This is a genomic window from Janthinobacterium sp. SUN176 (assembly GCF_030587335.1).
In the GTDB taxonomy this organism is placed as follows: Bacteria; Pseudomonadota; Gammaproteobacteria; order Burkholderiales; family Burkholderiaceae_D; genus Janthinobacterium; species Janthinobacterium kumbetense.
The window spans coordinates 156,352-172,969 of the sequence record NZ_JAPWIA010000002.1; the positions used below are offsets into that span (position 1 = coordinate 156,352).

The window sequence follows — 16,618 nt, forward strand, 5'->3', positions numbered from 1 at the left end:
AAAAGGCAGGCCATGCGGCCTGCCTGTGTGCAAGGGCTGACTGCGCCGCTTACTTCTTGATTTTCACGGGGCGCGTCCAGCCATCGATGGTCACCTGGCGCGCGCGCGACACGGTCAGCTTGCCGGCCGGTGCATCTTTCGACAAGGTCGTGCCCGCGCCCAGGGTGGCGCCCTTGCCGACGGTGACGGGGGCGATCAGCTGGCTGTCGCTGCCGATGAAGGCGTCGTCTTCAATGACCGTGCGGAACTTGTTCACGCCATCGTAGTTGCAGGTAATCGTGCCGGCGCCGATGTTGACCTTCGAGCCGATGGTGGCGTCGCCGATATAGGCCAGGTGATTGGCCTTGCTGTGCGCGGCGATCTGGCTGTTTTTCACTTCGACAAAGTTACCGATATGCACGTCTTCCGCCAGGACCGTGCCCGGGCGCAGGCGCGCATAGGGGCCGATGATGGAAGCGGCGCCGACGATGGCGTCCTCGATATGGCAGAAGGGCTTGATGTGTGCGCCAGCGGCCACCGTGGCGTTGATGAAGACGTTGTTGGCGCCCACGCGCACGCCGTCACCCAATTCCACCCGGCCTTCGAACACGCAGCCCACGTCAATGGTGACATCGCGGCCGCAAATGAGTTCGCCGCGCACGTCGATGCGGGCCGGATCGAGCAGGGTCACGCCCCGTTCCAACAGCGCTTGCGCGATATTGTTCTGGTGGATGCGTTCCAGCTGGGTCAGCTGCACCTTGCTGTTGACGCCCGCCACTTCCCACACGGCAGCCGGGTGGGCCGAAGTGACGGCCACGCCATCGGCGACGGCCTGGGCGACGATATCGGTCAGATAGTATTCCCCTTGGGCATTGTCATTCGACAAGGCCGACAGCCATTGCTTGAGCTGCACGGTGGGCGCGACCATGATGCCGCTGTTGATCTCGCGGATGGCGCGCTCGGCGGGTGTCGCATCCTTTTCCTCGACGATGCGCACGATGGTGCCGTGCTCGCGCACGATGCGGCCCAGGCCAAACGGGTCGTCCTGTTCCACGGTCAGGATGGCCAGCTTGTCCTTGCCGGCCGCCTGCACCAGTTGCTGCAGGGAAGCGGCACTGGTCAGCGGCACGTCGCCGTACAGGATCAGGGTCGGCACGCTGTCATCCAGCAAAGGCAGCGCTTGCTGGACGGCATGGCCGGTGCCCAGTTGCTGCGCCTGCTCGGCGGCGTCGATCTGCACGCCATGGTTCACCTTGTAGCCGTCGAGCAACTTCAGCACCGCTGCGCCCCCATGCCCGTAAATCACGCATAATCGGGACGGCGCCAGGCCGCGCGCCGTGTCGATGACGTGCGACAACAGCGGCTTGCCCGCCAACGGGTGCAATACCTTGGGCAGTGCCGACTGCATGCGTTTGCCCATACCGGCAGCGAGAATGACAACGTTCATAGACCGTCTTTTATAAGTTAAGAATATGAAAAAGTTTAACACGCAGGCCCCGTCTTCCACGTCTTCCAGCCGCTTGACGTATGCCTTACTGGCCATCCTGCTCGTCGTCATGGCCGGTTGCAGCGGCTTGCGCCTGGCCTACAACAATGGCGATACCGTGCTGTACTGGTGGCTGAACGCGTATGTCGACCTGGACCGCGACCAGAAGGGCTGGGTGCGCGACGATATCGACAAGCTGTTCGACTGGCACCGCAAGACGCAATTGAAGGATTACGTGGAAATCCTGCGCACGGGCCAGAAGCAGTTGCAAGGCAATGCCACGCAGGCGGACCTGCTGGCGGATTACAGCGAGATCAAGCAGCGCACCCAGGCGCTGTTGCTGAAGGCGGCGCCCGAGCTGGCCGACCTGGCGCGCTCGCTCAAGCCCGAGCAGATCGCGCAGATGGAAAAGAAGTTCAAGTCGAACAATGAGGATTACCGCAAGAAATACCTGAGCGGCGACCAGGAAAAGCGCCAGAAACTGCGCTACAAGAAAGCCATGGAGCAATTCGAACTGTGGTTTGGCAGCTTCAGCAGCGAGCAGGAAGCCCTCATCCGCAAGGCGTCCGACGCGCGTCCGCTGAACAACGAGATCTGGCTCGACGAACGCATGCGGCGCCAGCAGAATGTGTTGAGCCTGGTCAAGAAAGTTCACCAGGAAAAACTCGGCAAGGAAGCCACCGTGGGCTTGATCACGACCCTGATCAAGGACAGTTTCGAGCGCCTCGAGCATTCCGAGCGCAAGGCCTTCTTCGATGCCTACGAAAGCAGCACGGCGCAGATGGTCATGACGGTGATCAAGATCGCCACGCCCACGCAAAAAGCCCATGCCGTCAAGCGCATGCAGGGCTGGATCGACGATTTCAATTCCCTGGCCACGCAACCCAAATAGAGCGGCAGCGCCAGCAGGGGCGAGGGGGCCATATGCTATAGTGGCCGCCATCAAATTGAAGAAATGAAACGCCTAACAAAACCGTAGCGAGCGGCAGTGAGTTGTGGCTAAGAAGCGCAGCTGTGCGAATGCACAGTGAGCATCGCAGGCCGCAAATCGCGACGCGCAGTAGGTTTTGTTAGGTGTTTTAAATGCCCATGCAAAAGAAAATTAAGAAACCCGCCAAAGTCCCCGTCCACCACGCGCCGCCACCGAACCAGGTGCGCATCATCGGCGGCCAGTGGAAGCGCTCCGTGCTGCCTGTTTTGCAGGCACTGGGCTTGCGCCCGACACCGGACCGCGTGCGCGAAACCGTGTTTAACTGGATCAACCACTTGCGCGACGGCGACTGGGCCAATGCCCAGGTGCTGGACCTGTTCGCCGGCAGCGGCGCACTCGGCTTCGAGGCGGCCAGCCGCGGCGCCGCCGCCGTCACCATGGTCGACACCCATACGCCCGTGATCCGCCAGCTGGAAGAAAACAAGACGAAATTGCGCGCCGACAATGTCCAGCTGCTGCGCGGCGACGCCTTGCTGACGGCGCAAGGCCTGGCATCGCGCGGCCAGCGTTTCGACCTGATCTTCCTCGATCCGCCCTACCAGCAGGATTTCCTGGCGAAAGTGTTGCCGCTATGCGCCAACCTGCTCAAGGAAGGCGGCATGGTGTATGCGGAATCGGGCTTGCCGCTCGTCTTCGATGCAACCAGCGCCCTGGAAAAACCGGAGTGGATGGCGCCGTGGGAAGTCATCCGCGCCGACAAGGCGGGCACCGTTTATTATCATTTGCTAACTTACAACAAAGTGCCGGCTACTGCCTGAATCTGCCTATAAATGAGGCAAAAAAGCTCCCTGGCCCGAGGCGCAGCACCAAGGTGGTCACCAATTTCAGGCATAATGCGCGTCTATATTGGTGCATCGTCAGGGAGCCGCAATGGTTGTAGCCGTTTATCCAGGAACATTCGATCCGCTCACGCGCGGTCATGAAGATTTGGTGCGCCGCGCATCGGGTCTGTTTGACAAGCTGATCGTCGGTGTGGCCGACAGCAAGAACAAGCAACCGTTTTTCTCGCTCGACGAACGCCTGGAAATCGCCAACGAAGTGCTCGGCCACTATCCGAATGTGCAAGTGGAAAGCTTTTCCGGCCTGCTCAAGGATTTCGTGCGCAAGCATGAAGCGCGGGTCATCGTGCGCGGCTTGCGCGCCGTCTCCGACTTCGAATACGAATTCCAGATGGCGGGCATGAACCGCTACCTGCTGCCCGATGTCGAAACCATGTTCCTGACGCCATCCGACCAGTACCAGTTCATTTCGGGCACCATCGTGCGCGAAATCGCGGCGCTGGGCGGCGACGTCTCCAAGTTTGTCTTCCCCTCGGTGAACCGCTGGCTGCAAAACAAGATTGCCGCCAACGCTGCCTCATCGCAATAAGTAAGAGTGAAATCATGGCATTACTGATCACCGACGAATGCATCAATTGCGACATTTGCGAGCCCGAGTGCCCGAATGACGCGATCTACATGGGCGCGGAAATCTACGAAATCGATCCCAACAAGTGCACCGAATGCGTGGGCCACTTTGACGAGCCGCAATGCCAGCAAGTGTGCCCCGTCAGCTGCATCCCCTTCAATCCCGCCTGGCGCGAAAGCCCGGAGCAATTGATGGCCAAGTACGAACGCCTGCAGGCGGAACTGCCCGCCGCCAAAGCCTGAGCTTTTCTCCCGCGCCACTTCCGGGCCACGTCTGCGTGGCGCCAGCTTCTGCCAACTGTTCTACACTGTGTGCTGACTTATCCACAGCCCATGGTTTCCACGGAGGTAGAAGATGCAAATAAGCACATCCCGTTTGGGCCGCTCCCTGGCCACCGCCTGCCTGTGCGCCGGCCTGTGCGCCGCCGTGGCAAGACCGGCGCTCGCCGTCGAGGTGGGCGGCGTCAAGCTGGACGACACGGTGCAGCTGGCCAGCCGCGAATTAAAACTCAACGGCGCCGGCGTGCGCTACAAGGTCATCTTCAAGGTGTACACGATCGCGCTGTACCTGCCGGAAAAGAAAACCCAGCTGGCCGACATCCTGGCGCTGCCCGGGCCTCGCCGCCTGGAAATCGTCATGCTGCGCGACATCACTTCCGACGAGCTGGGGCAAGCCTTCATGCAAGGCTTGAAGCGCAGTTCCGACCAGGCCGACCGCACGCGCCTGCTGAGCCAGACGATGCAGTTCGGCGCCATGTTCGAAATGGTGCCCGGCCTGAAGAAGGGCGACATTCTCACCGTGGACTGGCTGCCGGAAGAGGGAACGTTGTGCAAGCTGAACGGCAAACAGGTGGGCGACACGGTGCCGGACCTGGCTTTCTATAATGCGCTGCTGAAAATCTGGATAGGTGCCCATCCGGCCGACACCATGTTGCGCGCGCATTTGCTGGGCGACATGGCGTAATCGGCTGGCGGCAGGCGTAAAAAAAGCCGGCGCAGGCCGGCTTGTCATTCTGCAACAGTTGCTCGCTCACGCACGCGTCGACAGGGCGCGCAATTCGGCGGCATTGCTTGGCGATACGCCATCCATCTTGCCAAGCGTGCGTTTCAAGGCTTGCGCTTCGCGCATCTGCTGGCGCGCCAGGCGCTCTTCGCGGCTCAGCTTGGGACGCACCACCAGCATCATGGCGCGGGCGATGCCCACCAGCAAAGGCTTGAACAGCAGGGCGAAGGCGCCCACGGCGACGATCACCAGCACGAGTTGCAGGGCGTTCAGCAGGGAAATCTCCAGCACGGGTGCGGATACTGCGTACAGGGCGGAGGCGAAGGTAGACATAGTGTTCCAGTGCATTATAGAATTTGACAGTACTATAGTGCAGTGCAACATATAAATCTAATTCCATTTCTTGATACCAATTATATGAATCGTGAATGGAAAACTGTAATATTTTTTTACGAGTGAAAATATTCGTGCCCGGCGCGGTTTACACTCTTAAGTAATCAATTCAACTTTTATCTTGGGCTTTCCATGAGTTTTCTGACGCTGGATCTGAACTTGCTGCGTGTTTTCGACGCCGTCATGACGGAACAAAACCTGACGCGCGCAGCCGGCCACCTGGCGATGACGCAGCCGGCGGTATCGAACGCCATCAAACGCCTGCGCGAGAGCCTCGGTGACGAATTGCTGATCCGCACGGCCTATGGCGTGAAACCCACGCCCCGCGCCGAAGCGCTGTGGCCGTCCGTGCGCTCGGCCCTGGCCAGCCTGGAAGCGGCTGTCACGCCGGAAACCTTCGACGTATCAAAAACGCATGCCACTTTCCGCATGGCCATGGCCGATGCGACGGCCGCGTTCTGGCTGCCTTCGCTGATGCGCTCGATCGAACGGGAAGCGCCCGGCGTCAACGTGCGCATGATGCCGCTGACCACGCGCGAACCGCGCCCGATGCTGCTGCGCGGCGACATCGACCTGGCCGTGGGCTTCTTTCCCGGCGTGGCGGCGCAATTGTCCAGCGAAACGGGTTCGCCCATCCGCCACGAGCGCCTGTATTCCGGCAAGTATGTGTGCGTGATGCGGCGCGGCCATCCGCTGGCCGACAAGGAATTGACCCTGGATAACTACTGCGCGGCCAACCATTTATTGGTGAGCTTTTCCGGCCGCGCGCATGGCTTGATCGACGAAGCGCTGTCGCAGATCCACCGCGAACGGCGCATCTTGTTGACGGTCAACCAGTTCTTCACGGCCGGAAGAGTCGTCGCAAATTCCGACCTGATCACCGTCTTGCCGCGCCATTTGATCGCCTCGACGGGCATGACGGAATCGCTGCTGTACAAGGATTTGCCGTTGACCTTGCCAGCCGTCCACCTGGACATGCTGTGGCACGAGCGCGACGCCCGCAGCCCCGCCCACAAATGGCTGCGCAACCACCTGGAAAGCATGAACACGCCAACCCTGCGCACGGCCACGGCGGCCGGCGGCGGCGTGGCGCCGAAACCGCACGTCGAGTAAGACTTGCGACAGGACAAAAAAACGCCTGATATCTCATCAGGCGTTTTTTTTATGCGTGGTTACTGGAGCGGTAACCGATTCTAAAACCGCCCCAGTGCTTGCCCTCGACGTGGATAGGCACGGATAAATCGTGCATGACTTCGCCCGTGTCGCGTTTATAGGTCTGCAACAGGAACGCCTTGGTGTTGCTGCCGCAGCGCTTGCCCGTGCGGTCGCTGAAGATGCGCTTGGTGCGGTTATTCACGATATCGGTGGCGTAATCGCCCGTCAGCGGCTGGGAAAACTTCTTGTTGTGCGTTGGAAAATATCCATTGTTGTCGACGGCGCCCGCATACGCCAGGTGGGGCAATGCCGCCAGCACGCCTTCCTGCAAGTCGGGCAGCACCTTGTCCGTGAACGCGTCGAATTTCGTGTTGTGCTTGGGTGGATCGGTATTCGGGATGGGACGGTAATGGCGGTCGAACAGGGCGTCGCGCGTGATGCGCCCCGAGGCGATCGCTTGCTCGAAGAGTTTGCCCACGTCGCGCGCGGCGCGCTGGGCCGCCTCGCGGATCTCGTCGTGCGGCGTGGCCACGCTCGATTCGCCCAGGGCGCCGGCGATCACTTCGGCCCGCTCGGCCAGGGCCATGGCCGATTGCGTGGCGCGCGGCAATTCGGCATTCGTCGACAGCATGCTGTCGCGGATTTGCCCGATGGCGTCGGCGATCACTTGCGTCGTCTCGACGTGTTCGCGCGAGGCGCGGGCGATTTGCCCGATCTCGTCCTCCGACTCGCCCGATGACTGCTCGATATGGCTGAGCGAGGCGTGCACGCTTTGCACATTGCGCGCCGCTTCCGTGACGCCGGCCGCCAGCGAACTCATGCCGCGTGCGGCTTTTTCCGACTGTTCATTGATTTCGCGCACCATCACGCTGATTTCATCGGAAGCTTCCTTGGTGCGCTGCGCCAATTGCCGCACTTCCCCGGCCACCACGGCAAAACCGCGCCCATGTTCGCCGGCGCGCGCCGCCTCGATGGCGGCGTTCAGCGCCAGCAAGTTGGTGCGCGCGGAAATATCGGAAATGGCTTCCGTAAAGCCCGTGATGCGTTTGGATTTTTCCTGCAAGCTCAGCATGTTGCTGGAAGCGCCTTGCGCTTCCTCGCGTGCGTTATTGATGCGCTGCAAGCCCTGGTCCACTTCGGCGCGCGCCGCCACGCTTTCCACGCGCACGCCGGCGGCCACCTTGGCGGCCCGTTCCGCATTGGCGGCGATCTTTTCCGTCATCGCGGCATTTTGTACGGAGCTGTCGGCGATGTCGCTGGCCGTGCGGACATCGAGTTCCACCTTCTGTTTGACGGAATCGACAAAATACGAGGTTTCCGCCGCGCCGATCATGATGGCATCGATGGCGTTGCCCACCGTATCGGCGAACTGGTGCAAGCCCGGCTCGCCGCGCGGACGGCCGGCAAACGCCAGCAGCGCGGCGCCGATGGCGGCGGCCACGCAGGCAATCAGATAGGGATGGTCGCCGCCCGAGAGCAACAACAGATAGGCCAGGCAACAGGCGACGGCCATGGCCAGGATCGTGAATACAAAGAAACGCACCAGCTGATGCTGCAACTGCTTCATTTGTCCCCCGCTGCGCGAACCCGTCACGCCCCCGCGGGGACGTGCCGTAACCGTATGCGGGTGGGCACGATTGCCCACTTTGCACCCTGAAGTGACCGTCTGCGCGGCGTTTCAGGCGGCTACCGGATAGCAGAATTGTAGTTCTACCCTACAACATTTGTTCCGATAGCTCAATCAGAAAAGTGGGGCGGCTACACCAGGGTCACTTAATTGGCAATTTGGTCGTGTTTTTGACCTCTTCCATGACGGCATAAGTGTGGGTTTCCCGCACACCTTTCTGCAACAGCGTCTTGCCCAGGAATTCGCGGTAGGCGGCCATGTCCTTGACGCGCGCCTTGACCAGGTAATCGAAACCGCCGGCCACCATGTGACATTCCAGTACCTCTGGAATGATTTGTACGCTATGCTTGAAGGCGTCGAACACTTCCGGTGTCGTGCGATCGAGCACCACTTCGATGAACACCAGCAGCGACACGTCGAGCAGCTGCGGGTTCAACTGGGCCGTATAGCCCATGATGTAACCGGATTCGTGCAACTTGCGCACGCGCTCCAGGCAGGCGGCCGGCGACAGGTTCACGCGCGCGGCCAGCTCCACATTGCTGATGCGTCCATCGCTCTGCAATTCCATCAAGATTTTCTTACTGATCTTGTCCAGCATTACCATCACCCCCAAATTAATATTATTTGGTTAAATTGTCGCATCAAAAACTATCTATTGCTAGTCCCCTGTATTACCAGAATTAATCCATAAGAATCCCCTTTACAATCGAATCATCTTAACGTCCGACTTTCTGTATTTTTTTGCACCAAAAAAGAGCAAGAATTACGTCAGTTTTCGTCCCCTTTTCCTTGTAAAGAGCACTTATGCACCCTGCAGGCCCCTCGGCTTTTACCCCGATTCCTTTTGCTGCGTTCCAGGCAGAAATCCTGCCCGAAGCGACACCACAACGCGCCGCCGTCACCGCCGCCTATAGGCGCGATGAGGTTTCCGCCGTGCAGTGGCTGTTGCAACAAGTCCGCCCCAGCAGCACCGAAACGATAGCCGAAGGGCAAGCCCTGGCGCACCGCCTGGTCTCGAACGTGCGCCAAAAACGCACACGCGCCTCCGGCGTCGATGCACTGATGCACGAGTTCTCGCTATCGTCGGAAGAGGGTGTTGCATTGATGTGTCTGGCTGAAGCGCTGTTGCGTATACCCGACAGTCAAACGGCCGACCGTCTGATCGCCGACAAAATCAGCAAGGGCGACTGGAAGAAACATCTGGGCGAATCGCCGTCGCTGTTCGTCAACGCGGCCACCTGGGGCTTGCTGATCACGGGCAAACTGGTCAGTACCAGCAGCGAATCGGGCCTCGGTTCGGCCATGACCAAGCTCATCGCCAAAGGCGGCGAACCGCTGATCCGCAAGGGCGTCGACCTGGCCATGCGCATGCTGGGCAACCAGTTCGTGACGGGCCAGACCATCGAGGAAGCGTTGAAGAACAGCCGCGACAACGAAACGCGCGGCTACCGCTACTCGTACGACATGCTGGGCGAGGCGGCCCTGACGCAGCAGGACGCGGCCAACTACTACGCCTCGTACGAGACGGCGATCCATGCCATCGGCAAGGCCTCGAACGGCCGCGGCATCCGCAACGGCCCTGGCATTTCCGTGAAACTGTCGGCCCTGCACGCGCGCTACAGCCGCGCCCAGCGCGCCAGAGTCCTGGAAGAATTGTTGCCGAAAGTCAAAGCGCTGCTGTTGCTGGCCAAACAGTACAACATCGGCTTCAACATCGATGCGGAAGAGACGGACCGCCTGGAACTGTCGCTCGACCTGATGGAAGCACTGGCCTTTGATGCCGATTTGGCCGGCTTCGACGGCATCGGCTACGTGGTGCAGGCGTACCAGAAGCGTTGCCCGTTTGCCATCGATTTCCTGATCGACCTGGCGCACCGCAGCGGCCGCAAGTTCATGGTGCGCCTGGTGAAGGGCGCGTATTGGGATGCGGAAGTCAAACGCGCGCAAGTCGACGGCCAGGAAGGCTATCCCGTCTACACGCGCAAGGTCTACACGGACGTCTCTTACCTCGTGTGTGCGCAAAAACTGCTGGCCGCCAGCAGCCTGATCTACCCACAGTTTGCCACGCATAACGCGCAAACCCTGTCGACCATCTACACCTGGGCGAAACGCGACGGCATTACCGACTACGAATTCCAGTGCCTGCACGGCATGGGCGAAACCCTGTACGACCAGGTCGTCGGCCCCGACAACCTCGACAAGCCGTGCCGCATCTACGCCCCTGTCGGCTCGCATGAAACCCTGCTGGCCTACCTGGTGCGCCGCCTGCTGGAAAACGGCGCCAACTCGTCCTTCGTCAACCAGATCGTCGACGAAAGCGTGGCCATCGATAGCCTGATCCGCGATCCGCTGGAACAGGCACGCCTGCAGGGCGGCTTGCCGCACCCGTCGATTCCGCTGCCGCTGGACATGTTTGGCAGCGAACGCAGGAACTCGGCCGGCCTGGACCTGTCGAATGAAGACACTTTGCGCACCCTGGCCACGGGCTTGGCGCAGCAGCAGACGTGGCAGGCGGCGCCGCTGATCGATGGCGCCGTCAGCCTGAACGGCCCCACGCACATGCTGCACAACCCGGCCCAGCACGACGACGTCGTGGGCAAGGTCATGGAAGCCGGTCAAGCCGACGTGGAAACGGCCCTGGCCAGCGCCAGCACCTTCGCCATGGATTGGCAAACCACGGAACCGTCGCTCCGCGCGCAAGCGTTACTGCGCGCGGCCGACCTGTTCGAGGAACACCATATCGAGCTGATGGCACTGGCCGTGCGCGAAGCGGGCAAGTCCCTGCCGAACGCGATCGCGGAAATCCGCGAAGCCGTCGACTTCCTGCGCTACTACGCGGCGCAGGTGGAACACGCGCCGAATACCCTGGCGCTGGGGCCCGTCACCTGCATCAGCCCGTGGAATTTCCCATTGGCCATCTTTACGGGCCAGCTGGCCGCTGCCCTGGCGGCGGGCAACGTGGTGCTGGCCAAGCCGGCCGAGCAAACGCCGCTGATCGCCCACCGCGCCGTGCAATTGCTGCATGCGGCGGGCGTGCCGCGCGGCGCGCTGCAATTCTTGCCCGGCAGCGGCGAGATCGTCGGCGCCGGCCTGTGCAATGACACGCGCGTCAAAGGCGTGATTTTCACGGGCTCGACGGAAGTGGCGCAATTGATCAACCGCAACCTGACCGCGCGTGCCGTGGCCGAAGGCATCGACATTCCCCTGATCGCCGAAACGGGTGGCCAGAATGCCCTGATCGTCGATTCGTCCGCCTTGCCGGAGCAAGTGGTGCAAGACGTGATGTCGTCCGCCTTCGACAGCGCCGGCCAGCGCTGCTCGGCCTTGCGCGTGCTGTTCCTGCAAACGGAAATCGCCGACAAGACCATCCACATGCTGAAAGGCGCCATGCAGGAATTGCGCGTTGGCAATCCTGACCGCCTGGCCACGGATATCGGTCCCGTCATCGATGCGGAAGCGCAAGGTAACTTGCTGGCGCACATCAACAAGATGAAAACCATGGCCATCGACCATTATTCGCTCGATTTGCCGACCGTCAAAGGCACGTTTGTCGCCCCGACCGTGCTGGAAATCAAGTCGCTGGCGCAATTGACGCAGGAAGTCTTCGGCCCCGTGCTGCACGTGATCCGCTACAAGCGGGCCGAGCTGCCGCAACTGGTGCAGTCGATCAATGACAGCGGTTACGGCTTGACCCTGGGCATCCATACGCGCATCGATGAAACCATCGATTTCATTACCAAGCGCGCGCACGTGGGCAATATTTATGTGAACCGCAACATCGTCGGCGCCGTCGTCGGCGTGCAACCGTTCGGCGGCGAAGGCAAGTCCGGCACCGGCCCCAAGGCGGGCGGCCCCCTGTACCTGAAACGCTTGCAGCGCAATGCGCCAGCCGGCGCGCAGCACCAGCGCCAGGCACCGCCGGCCCTCGATGCGCTCACCGTGTGGGCGAAGATGCATGGCCACGACCAGGTGCAGCAACTGGCGCAGGACTATGCGCGCACCACCTTGCTGGGCAGCACCACCGTCTTGCCAGGCCCGACGGGCGAGCGCAATACCCTCAGTTTTGCCGCGCGCGGCACGATTCTGTGCGCGGCAGCAACGTCCGGCACGCTGATGAACCAGCTGGCAGCCGTGCTGGCCACCGGTAACCAGGCCCTCGTGCTGGCGCAAGCGCCGGATCTGATCCCCGGCGACTTGCCGGCCGCACTGAAGGATCGCATCCAGGTCGTCAGCAGCCTGGAGTCCGTCAAGCATGATTTCCAGATCGCCATGATCGAGCCTTGCCTCGATGGCCAGCTCAAACCGCTGCTGGCGGCACGGGAAGGGGCCCTGGTGGGCACCATCGCCACCACGCAAGAGGGTGTCATCCCCCTGTGGCGCCTGGTCGCTGAGCGGGCGCTGTGCGTGAATACGACGGCGGCCGGCGGTAACGCCAGTCTGATGATGCTCAGCGTCTAAAGGAACCCGAGAAAAAGTCCAGGGCGTTGTTGCCTTGCCTGGCCGTACATTCGTACTGCCTGCGGCAAGGCGCCTAGCCCTGAACATTTTTCAGATTACTTTGTTTTGAAATAAGAAGGGCGGAACCAGTGGTTCTGCCCTTTTTTTATGCACGCTAGCTGAAAAATCAGTTAGCCAGGCGCTGGCACAGCTGCTGGATCACCGTCAACGCGTACGGCGAAGCGACGGTTTGCACGAAACGCATGAAGTCGACGGCCGCCTCTTCGTTGGCGTTGTCGGAAATGGTGCGCATGACCGTAAACGGCACGCCTAGTTCAAAACACACTTGCGCCACGGCGGCGCCTTCCATTTCGACGGCCAGCAGGTCGGGGATATCAACTTTGAGCTGGTTCACATGCGCGGCGCTGCTGATGAACTGGTCGCCGCTGGCGATCAGGCCGCGGTGCACTTGCGCGTGTTGCAGACGGAATTGCGCAATATCCGCCGCCTTGAGCACGCTGGACACATCGTCACGCAGGAAATCTTCCGCGGCGGCAGCCAGTTGTGTGCTCAGTTGCAGGTCCGTGGCAAAGCGCTGCAGTCCCGTCAGCGGCACTTCAAAGCGGGGAAACAAAGGACGGGCATCCATATCGTGCTGCAACAGCGCTTCGGCCACGACGATATCGCCGACTTTCACGTGTTTATCCCCACTGCCGGCCACGCCGGTGAAGACGATGTGGGTAACTCCGTACTTTTCCACAAGGATAGAAGCTGTCATGGCAGCGGCAACCTTGCCCAGACGCGACAGGACGCACACAGCGTCGATATTCCACAGGGTTCCCAGGGTGTAGTCGCGCATGCCGTGCGAACGCCTCTGGGGGCCTTGCATGGCTTCTACCAGCCCCTGCTGTTCTTCGTGCAAGGCACTGATGATGCCCAAACGCATTTTTTTGTGTGAATTCATGCTGTTTTTACAGGTTTTTTGGATTGCCAAACGGTTTACAGGGTGAAAACAGCTATTTCGGTGACTTTTCCACCGTTCGCGTTTGTTTCTGTGTTTTAAATAAAGATGTATACATAAAAATAGTAGTGATAGTAAACGGCCATTTTTTTGTGGATAAGTCGGTATACCGTATAAAAATCATCGACTTGGCGCACAAAAAAGTAGGCGCACAAGCATTGTATCTACGGAGGACTTGTTTGGGATAAAAATCGGGCTGTGGACAAAGATCGACTTTTCCCACATCTCATCCTGTGGATATGCAGGCACTTATCCACAGCAGCAAGCAAAAATCACGGATTTTCTTGCCGTAGTGGCATGTTTGACGTGTTTCGTTTGCCTTGATCCTTGCCTGGCAATCCTGGTTGAGCAACCACGAGCGTTGTTCTTTCATGAACCTTGGCATCCAGGTGATTCCTGGAAGACGGTTTGGCAGTGGCTCGCGATGTCGCCGTTGGCTTTTTTTTTGGCGGTTTTTGCATGCTTTTTGGAAATATCCCCGGACTTCCGCTTTTTTTGTCGGTTTACAATAGATCTATATATAAAAATAGTAGTAATAGTAAACGCGTTTTTTTCTGTGGATAAGTCGCTTTTTTTCAACAGGATCAATCGTTTACGCGCAAAATAAAGCGTGCATAATCGCTGTATCACGCGAGGAGCAAAATTGTATAAAATGCGGGCCTGCGCAAAAGTTCGTGTTTACTCACAAGTCATCCTGTGGATATCAAGTGACTTATCCACAATCATCTCAAATTCCCCCTCTTTTTCACATCGAACCGCTTGCTGGCACGCTGCCTGCTCAAGCCTGTTGACGTTTCCATTTTGCAAAACGGTTTGGCAATGCTGTGCGCGTGATGCCGGCCGTGCCGGTTTTCGTTGCTCAGTTGTTGGCTGGATTTTTTTTTGTCAGTCAAAGAGGCGCGTCTGTTTTTTTGAAGAGAGGCTTGTCAACGTTCTCGAAGGCGAAGGACAGGCAAAGCGTGCGTTGTCGGGTTTACCTTAACAAGTTCGTATACAAGAATAGTAATAGTAGTTAACGGCGGCATCTTCTGTGGATAAGTCCGGATTTATCCTTGTAAACAATCGCTTGGCGTACGGATAAACGCTGAGTAAGGGTTGTATCTGCCGGGGATGGTTTTGGGATAAAAAAAAGGCGTCCAAAAAAATTTTCGTTTACGCACATATCGTACCTGTGGATATCCATACGGTTATCCACAGCTTGGCGACCCTGTTTTTGAGCTTGTCGTGACGCTCGGCCGTATCGCGGGCCACGATTAATGTCGCCCTGGCCCGGCACTGGTGGTAATCTCAAGGCGGCTCAGCAGCCATGCATGCATGAAGAAAGACAGACTCTGGTACAGGGACGCGGCGGGGAGACACGCCGCGCGACAGCTTGATGGCATACCGAAAGGAGCTTCATTGGAATCGGCAGGCGAATACGACTACATCATCGTGGGCGGCGGCACGGCAGGTTGCGTGCTGGCCAACCGGCTCACGCGCGACAAGGATGCCAACGTTTTACTCGTGGAAGCGGGCGGCAAGGATGATTACGTGTGGATCCACATCCCCGTCGGCTATCTGCATTGCATCGGCAATCCCCGCACGGACTGGCTGTATTCCACGCAGGCGGACGCGGGCCTGGGCGGGCGCAGCCTGATCTATCCACGCGGAAAAGTCCTGGGCGGCAGCTCTTCCATCAACGGCATGATCTACATGCGTGGCCAGGCCGGCGATTACGACCACTGGGCCGACTTGACGGACGACGCTTCCTGGCGCTGGGACAAAGTCTTGCCGCTTTTCAAACAAAGCGAGGATTACTACGGCGGCGCCTCGGAAAACCACGGTGTGGGCGGCGAGTGGCGCGTGGAAAAACAGCGCCTGTCCTGGGATATCCTGAATGCATTCCGCGATGCGGCGCAGCAGGTCGGCATCCCGAAAACCAGCGATTTCAACGGCGGCGACAATAGCGGCAGCGCATATTTCGACGTCAACCAGCGCCGCGGCATCCGCTGGAATACCTCGAAAGCGTTCTTGAAACCGGCATCGCGCCGCCCGAACCTGACCATCATGACGGGCTGCCACGTGGAACGTCTGTTGCTGGAAACGACGGACGCGGGACCGCGCTGCGCGGGCATCGTGTTTACGGGCGGCGGCACGCAGTGGCAGGCGACGGCCCGGCGGGAAACCCTGCTGACGGCGGGCGCCATCGGTTCGCCGCAATTGCTGCAATTGTCCGGCATCGGCCCGGCCGCCTTGCTGCAGCAGCATGGGATTGTGCCGGTGCTCGATGCGGCTGGCGTGGGCGGCAATTTGCAGGATCATTTGCAGCTGCGCATGGTTTACAAGGTGCAGGGCGTGAAAACCTTGAATGTGATGGCCAGCAATATCGTGGGAAAAATGCAGATCGGCTTGCAATATGCGCTGTTCCAGAGCGGGCCCATGTCGATGGCGCCGTCGCAGCTGGGAGCGTTCGCCAAGTCCGATCCGCAGCAAGCCACGCCGAACCTGCAATACCATGTGCAACCCTTGTCGCTGGATAAATTCGGCGAACCGTTGCACGCGTTTCCCGCGTTTACGGCCAGCGTGTGCAATCTGCGCCCCACCTCGCGCGGCCACGTGCATATCGCGTCGGGCGACAGTTATGCGGCGCCGAAGATCGTGCCCAATTACCTGAGTACCGAGCAAGACCGCGCCGTGGCGGCCGACGCCTTGCGCCTGACGCGGGCCATCGCTGCCGCGCCGGCGTTAAGTAAGTTTGCGCCACAGGAATACAAGCCCGGCGTGCAATTCCAGAGCCAGGAAGAACTGGCGCAGGCGGCCAGCCAGATCGGCACCACCATCTTTCATCCCGTCGGTACTTGCCGCATGGGCCTGGCCAGCGATCCCTTGAGCGTGGTCGACAGCCAGCTGCGCGTGCTCGGCGTGGCCGGCTTGCGCGTCGTCGATGCCTCGGTTATGCCGTACATTACTTCTGGTAATACGAACTCGCCCACCGTGATGATCGCGGAAAAAGCGGCGCAAATGATACACGCGGCCTGGAAATAGCCGGGCAAGCGTGCGAGTTTGCGCCATTCGGGCCGGCGAAAAATCCCCGTAGTTATACTGTATTGTGCGTTAAATTTAAGTTGTGTATTATAAAAA

The 16,618-nt window shown here is 59.7% G+C and carries 13 protein-coding genes; 8 read left to right on the forward strand and 5 right to left on the reverse strand.

What is annotated here, in order from left to right:
- Positions 1–49: 49 nt before the first annotated feature.
- The gene (gene glmU / locus O3299_RS19930; RefSeq protein WP_305063056.1) at positions 50–1,426 is read right to left on the reverse strand and encodes a bifunctional UDP-N-acetylglucosamine diphosphorylase/glucosamine-1-phosphate N-acetyltransferase GlmU; all 1,377 of its coding nucleotides are present in this window, start codon (positions 1,424–1,426) and stop codon (positions 50–52) included.
- Positions 1,427–1,451: 25 nt separating this feature from the next.
- On the opposite strand from glmU, the gene O3299_RS19935 reads away from it, so the two are divergent.
- The 5 genes from O3299_RS19935 (at position 1,452) to O3299_RS19955 (ending at position 4,826) form a co-directional block, all read left to right on the forward strand.
- Complete coding sequence (locus tag O3299_RS19935; protein ID WP_305063057.1) at positions 1,452–2,357, forward strand: DUF6279 family lipoprotein; 906 nt, start codon at positions 1,452–1,454, stop codon at positions 2,355–2,357.
- Between the two features lie 197 nt (positions 2,358–2,554).
- Positions 2,555–3,214, forward strand: a complete 660-nt coding sequence (gene rsmD / locus O3299_RS19940; protein ID WP_289899693.1) for a 16S rRNA (guanine(966)-N(2))-methyltransferase RsmD — start codon at positions 2,555–2,557, stop codon at positions 3,212–3,214.
- A 112-nt stretch (positions 3,215–3,326) separates the two neighbouring features.
- Positions 3,327–3,824, forward strand: coding sequence for a pantetheine-phosphate adenylyltransferase (gene coaD, locus O3299_RS19945; protein WP_034752633.1), 498 nt, complete (start codon positions 3,327–3,329; stop codon positions 3,822–3,824).
- A 14-nt stretch (positions 3,825–3,838) separates the two neighbouring features.
- On the forward strand, positions 3,839–4,105 hold the full coding sequence (locus O3299_RS19950; protein WP_077398358.1) for a YfhL family 4Fe-4S dicluster ferredoxin: 267 nt from the start codon (positions 3,839–3,841) through the stop codon (positions 4,103–4,105).
- A 112-nt stretch (positions 4,106–4,217) separates the two neighbouring features.
- Positions 4,218–4,826: a chalcone isomerase family protein gene (locus tag O3299_RS19955; RefSeq protein ID WP_289899692.1), complete on the forward strand. Its 609-nt coding sequence runs from the start codon at positions 4,218–4,220 to the stop codon at positions 4,824–4,826.
- Positions 4,827–4,892: 66 nt separating this feature from the next.
- Here O3299_RS19955 and O3299_RS19960 read toward each other — a convergent pair whose 3' ends face one another.
- Entirely contained in the window at positions 4,893–5,198 is a 306-nt protein-coding gene (locus O3299_RS19960) for a hypothetical protein (RefSeq protein WP_034752641.1), read from the reverse strand.
- Between the two features lie 192 nt (positions 5,199–5,390).
- Here O3299_RS19960 and O3299_RS19965 point away from each other — a divergent pair, with 192 nt between their 5' ends.
- On the forward strand, positions 5,391–6,371 hold the full coding sequence (locus O3299_RS19965; protein ID WP_034783859.1) for a LysR family transcriptional regulator: 981 nt from the start codon (positions 5,391–5,393) through the stop codon (positions 6,369–6,371).
- Positions 6,372–6,420: 49 nt separating this feature from the next.
- Here O3299_RS19965 and O3299_RS19970 read toward each other — a convergent pair whose 3' ends face one another.
- Both O3299_RS19970 and O3299_RS19975 read right to left on the reverse strand, forming a co-directional pair.
- The gene (locus tag O3299_RS19970) at positions 6,421–7,980 is read right to left on the reverse strand and encodes a methyl-accepting chemotaxis protein (RefSeq protein WP_251349598.1); all 1,560 of its coding nucleotides are present in this window, start codon (positions 7,978–7,980) and stop codon (positions 6,421–6,423) included.
- A gap of 202 nt (positions 7,981–8,182) precedes the next feature.
- Positions 8,183–8,638 (reverse strand): Lrp/AsnC ligand binding domain-containing protein, encoded by a 456-nt coding sequence (locus O3299_RS19975; protein WP_010393827.1) that lies wholly within the window; start codon positions 8,636–8,638, stop codon positions 8,183–8,185.
- Positions 8,639–8,844: 206 nt separating this feature from the next.
- Here O3299_RS19975 and putA point away from each other — a divergent pair, with 206 nt between their 5' ends.
- On the forward strand, positions 8,845–12,498 hold the full coding sequence (putA, locus tag O3299_RS19980) for a trifunctional transcriptional regulator/proline dehydrogenase/L-glutamate gamma-semialdehyde dehydrogenase (protein ID WP_305063058.1): 3,654 nt from the start codon (positions 8,845–8,847) through the stop codon (positions 12,496–12,498).
- Between the two features lie 166 nt (positions 12,499–12,664).
- On the opposite strand, the gene O3299_RS19985 is transcribed toward putA, so the two are convergent.
- Complete coding sequence (locus O3299_RS19985) at positions 12,665–13,441, reverse strand: 5'-methylthioadenosine/adenosylhomocysteine nucleosidase (RefSeq protein ID WP_289899689.1); 777 nt, start codon at positions 13,439–13,441, stop codon at positions 12,665–12,667.
- Positions 13,442–14,896: 1,455 nt separating this feature from the next.
- On the opposite strand from O3299_RS19985, the gene O3299_RS19990 reads away from it, so the two are divergent.
- Complete coding sequence (locus O3299_RS19990) at positions 14,897–16,522, forward strand: GMC family oxidoreductase (protein WP_305063059.1); 1,626 nt, start codon at positions 14,897–14,899, stop codon at positions 16,520–16,522.
- The last annotated feature ends 96 nt before the right edge of the window (positions 16,523–16,618 follow it).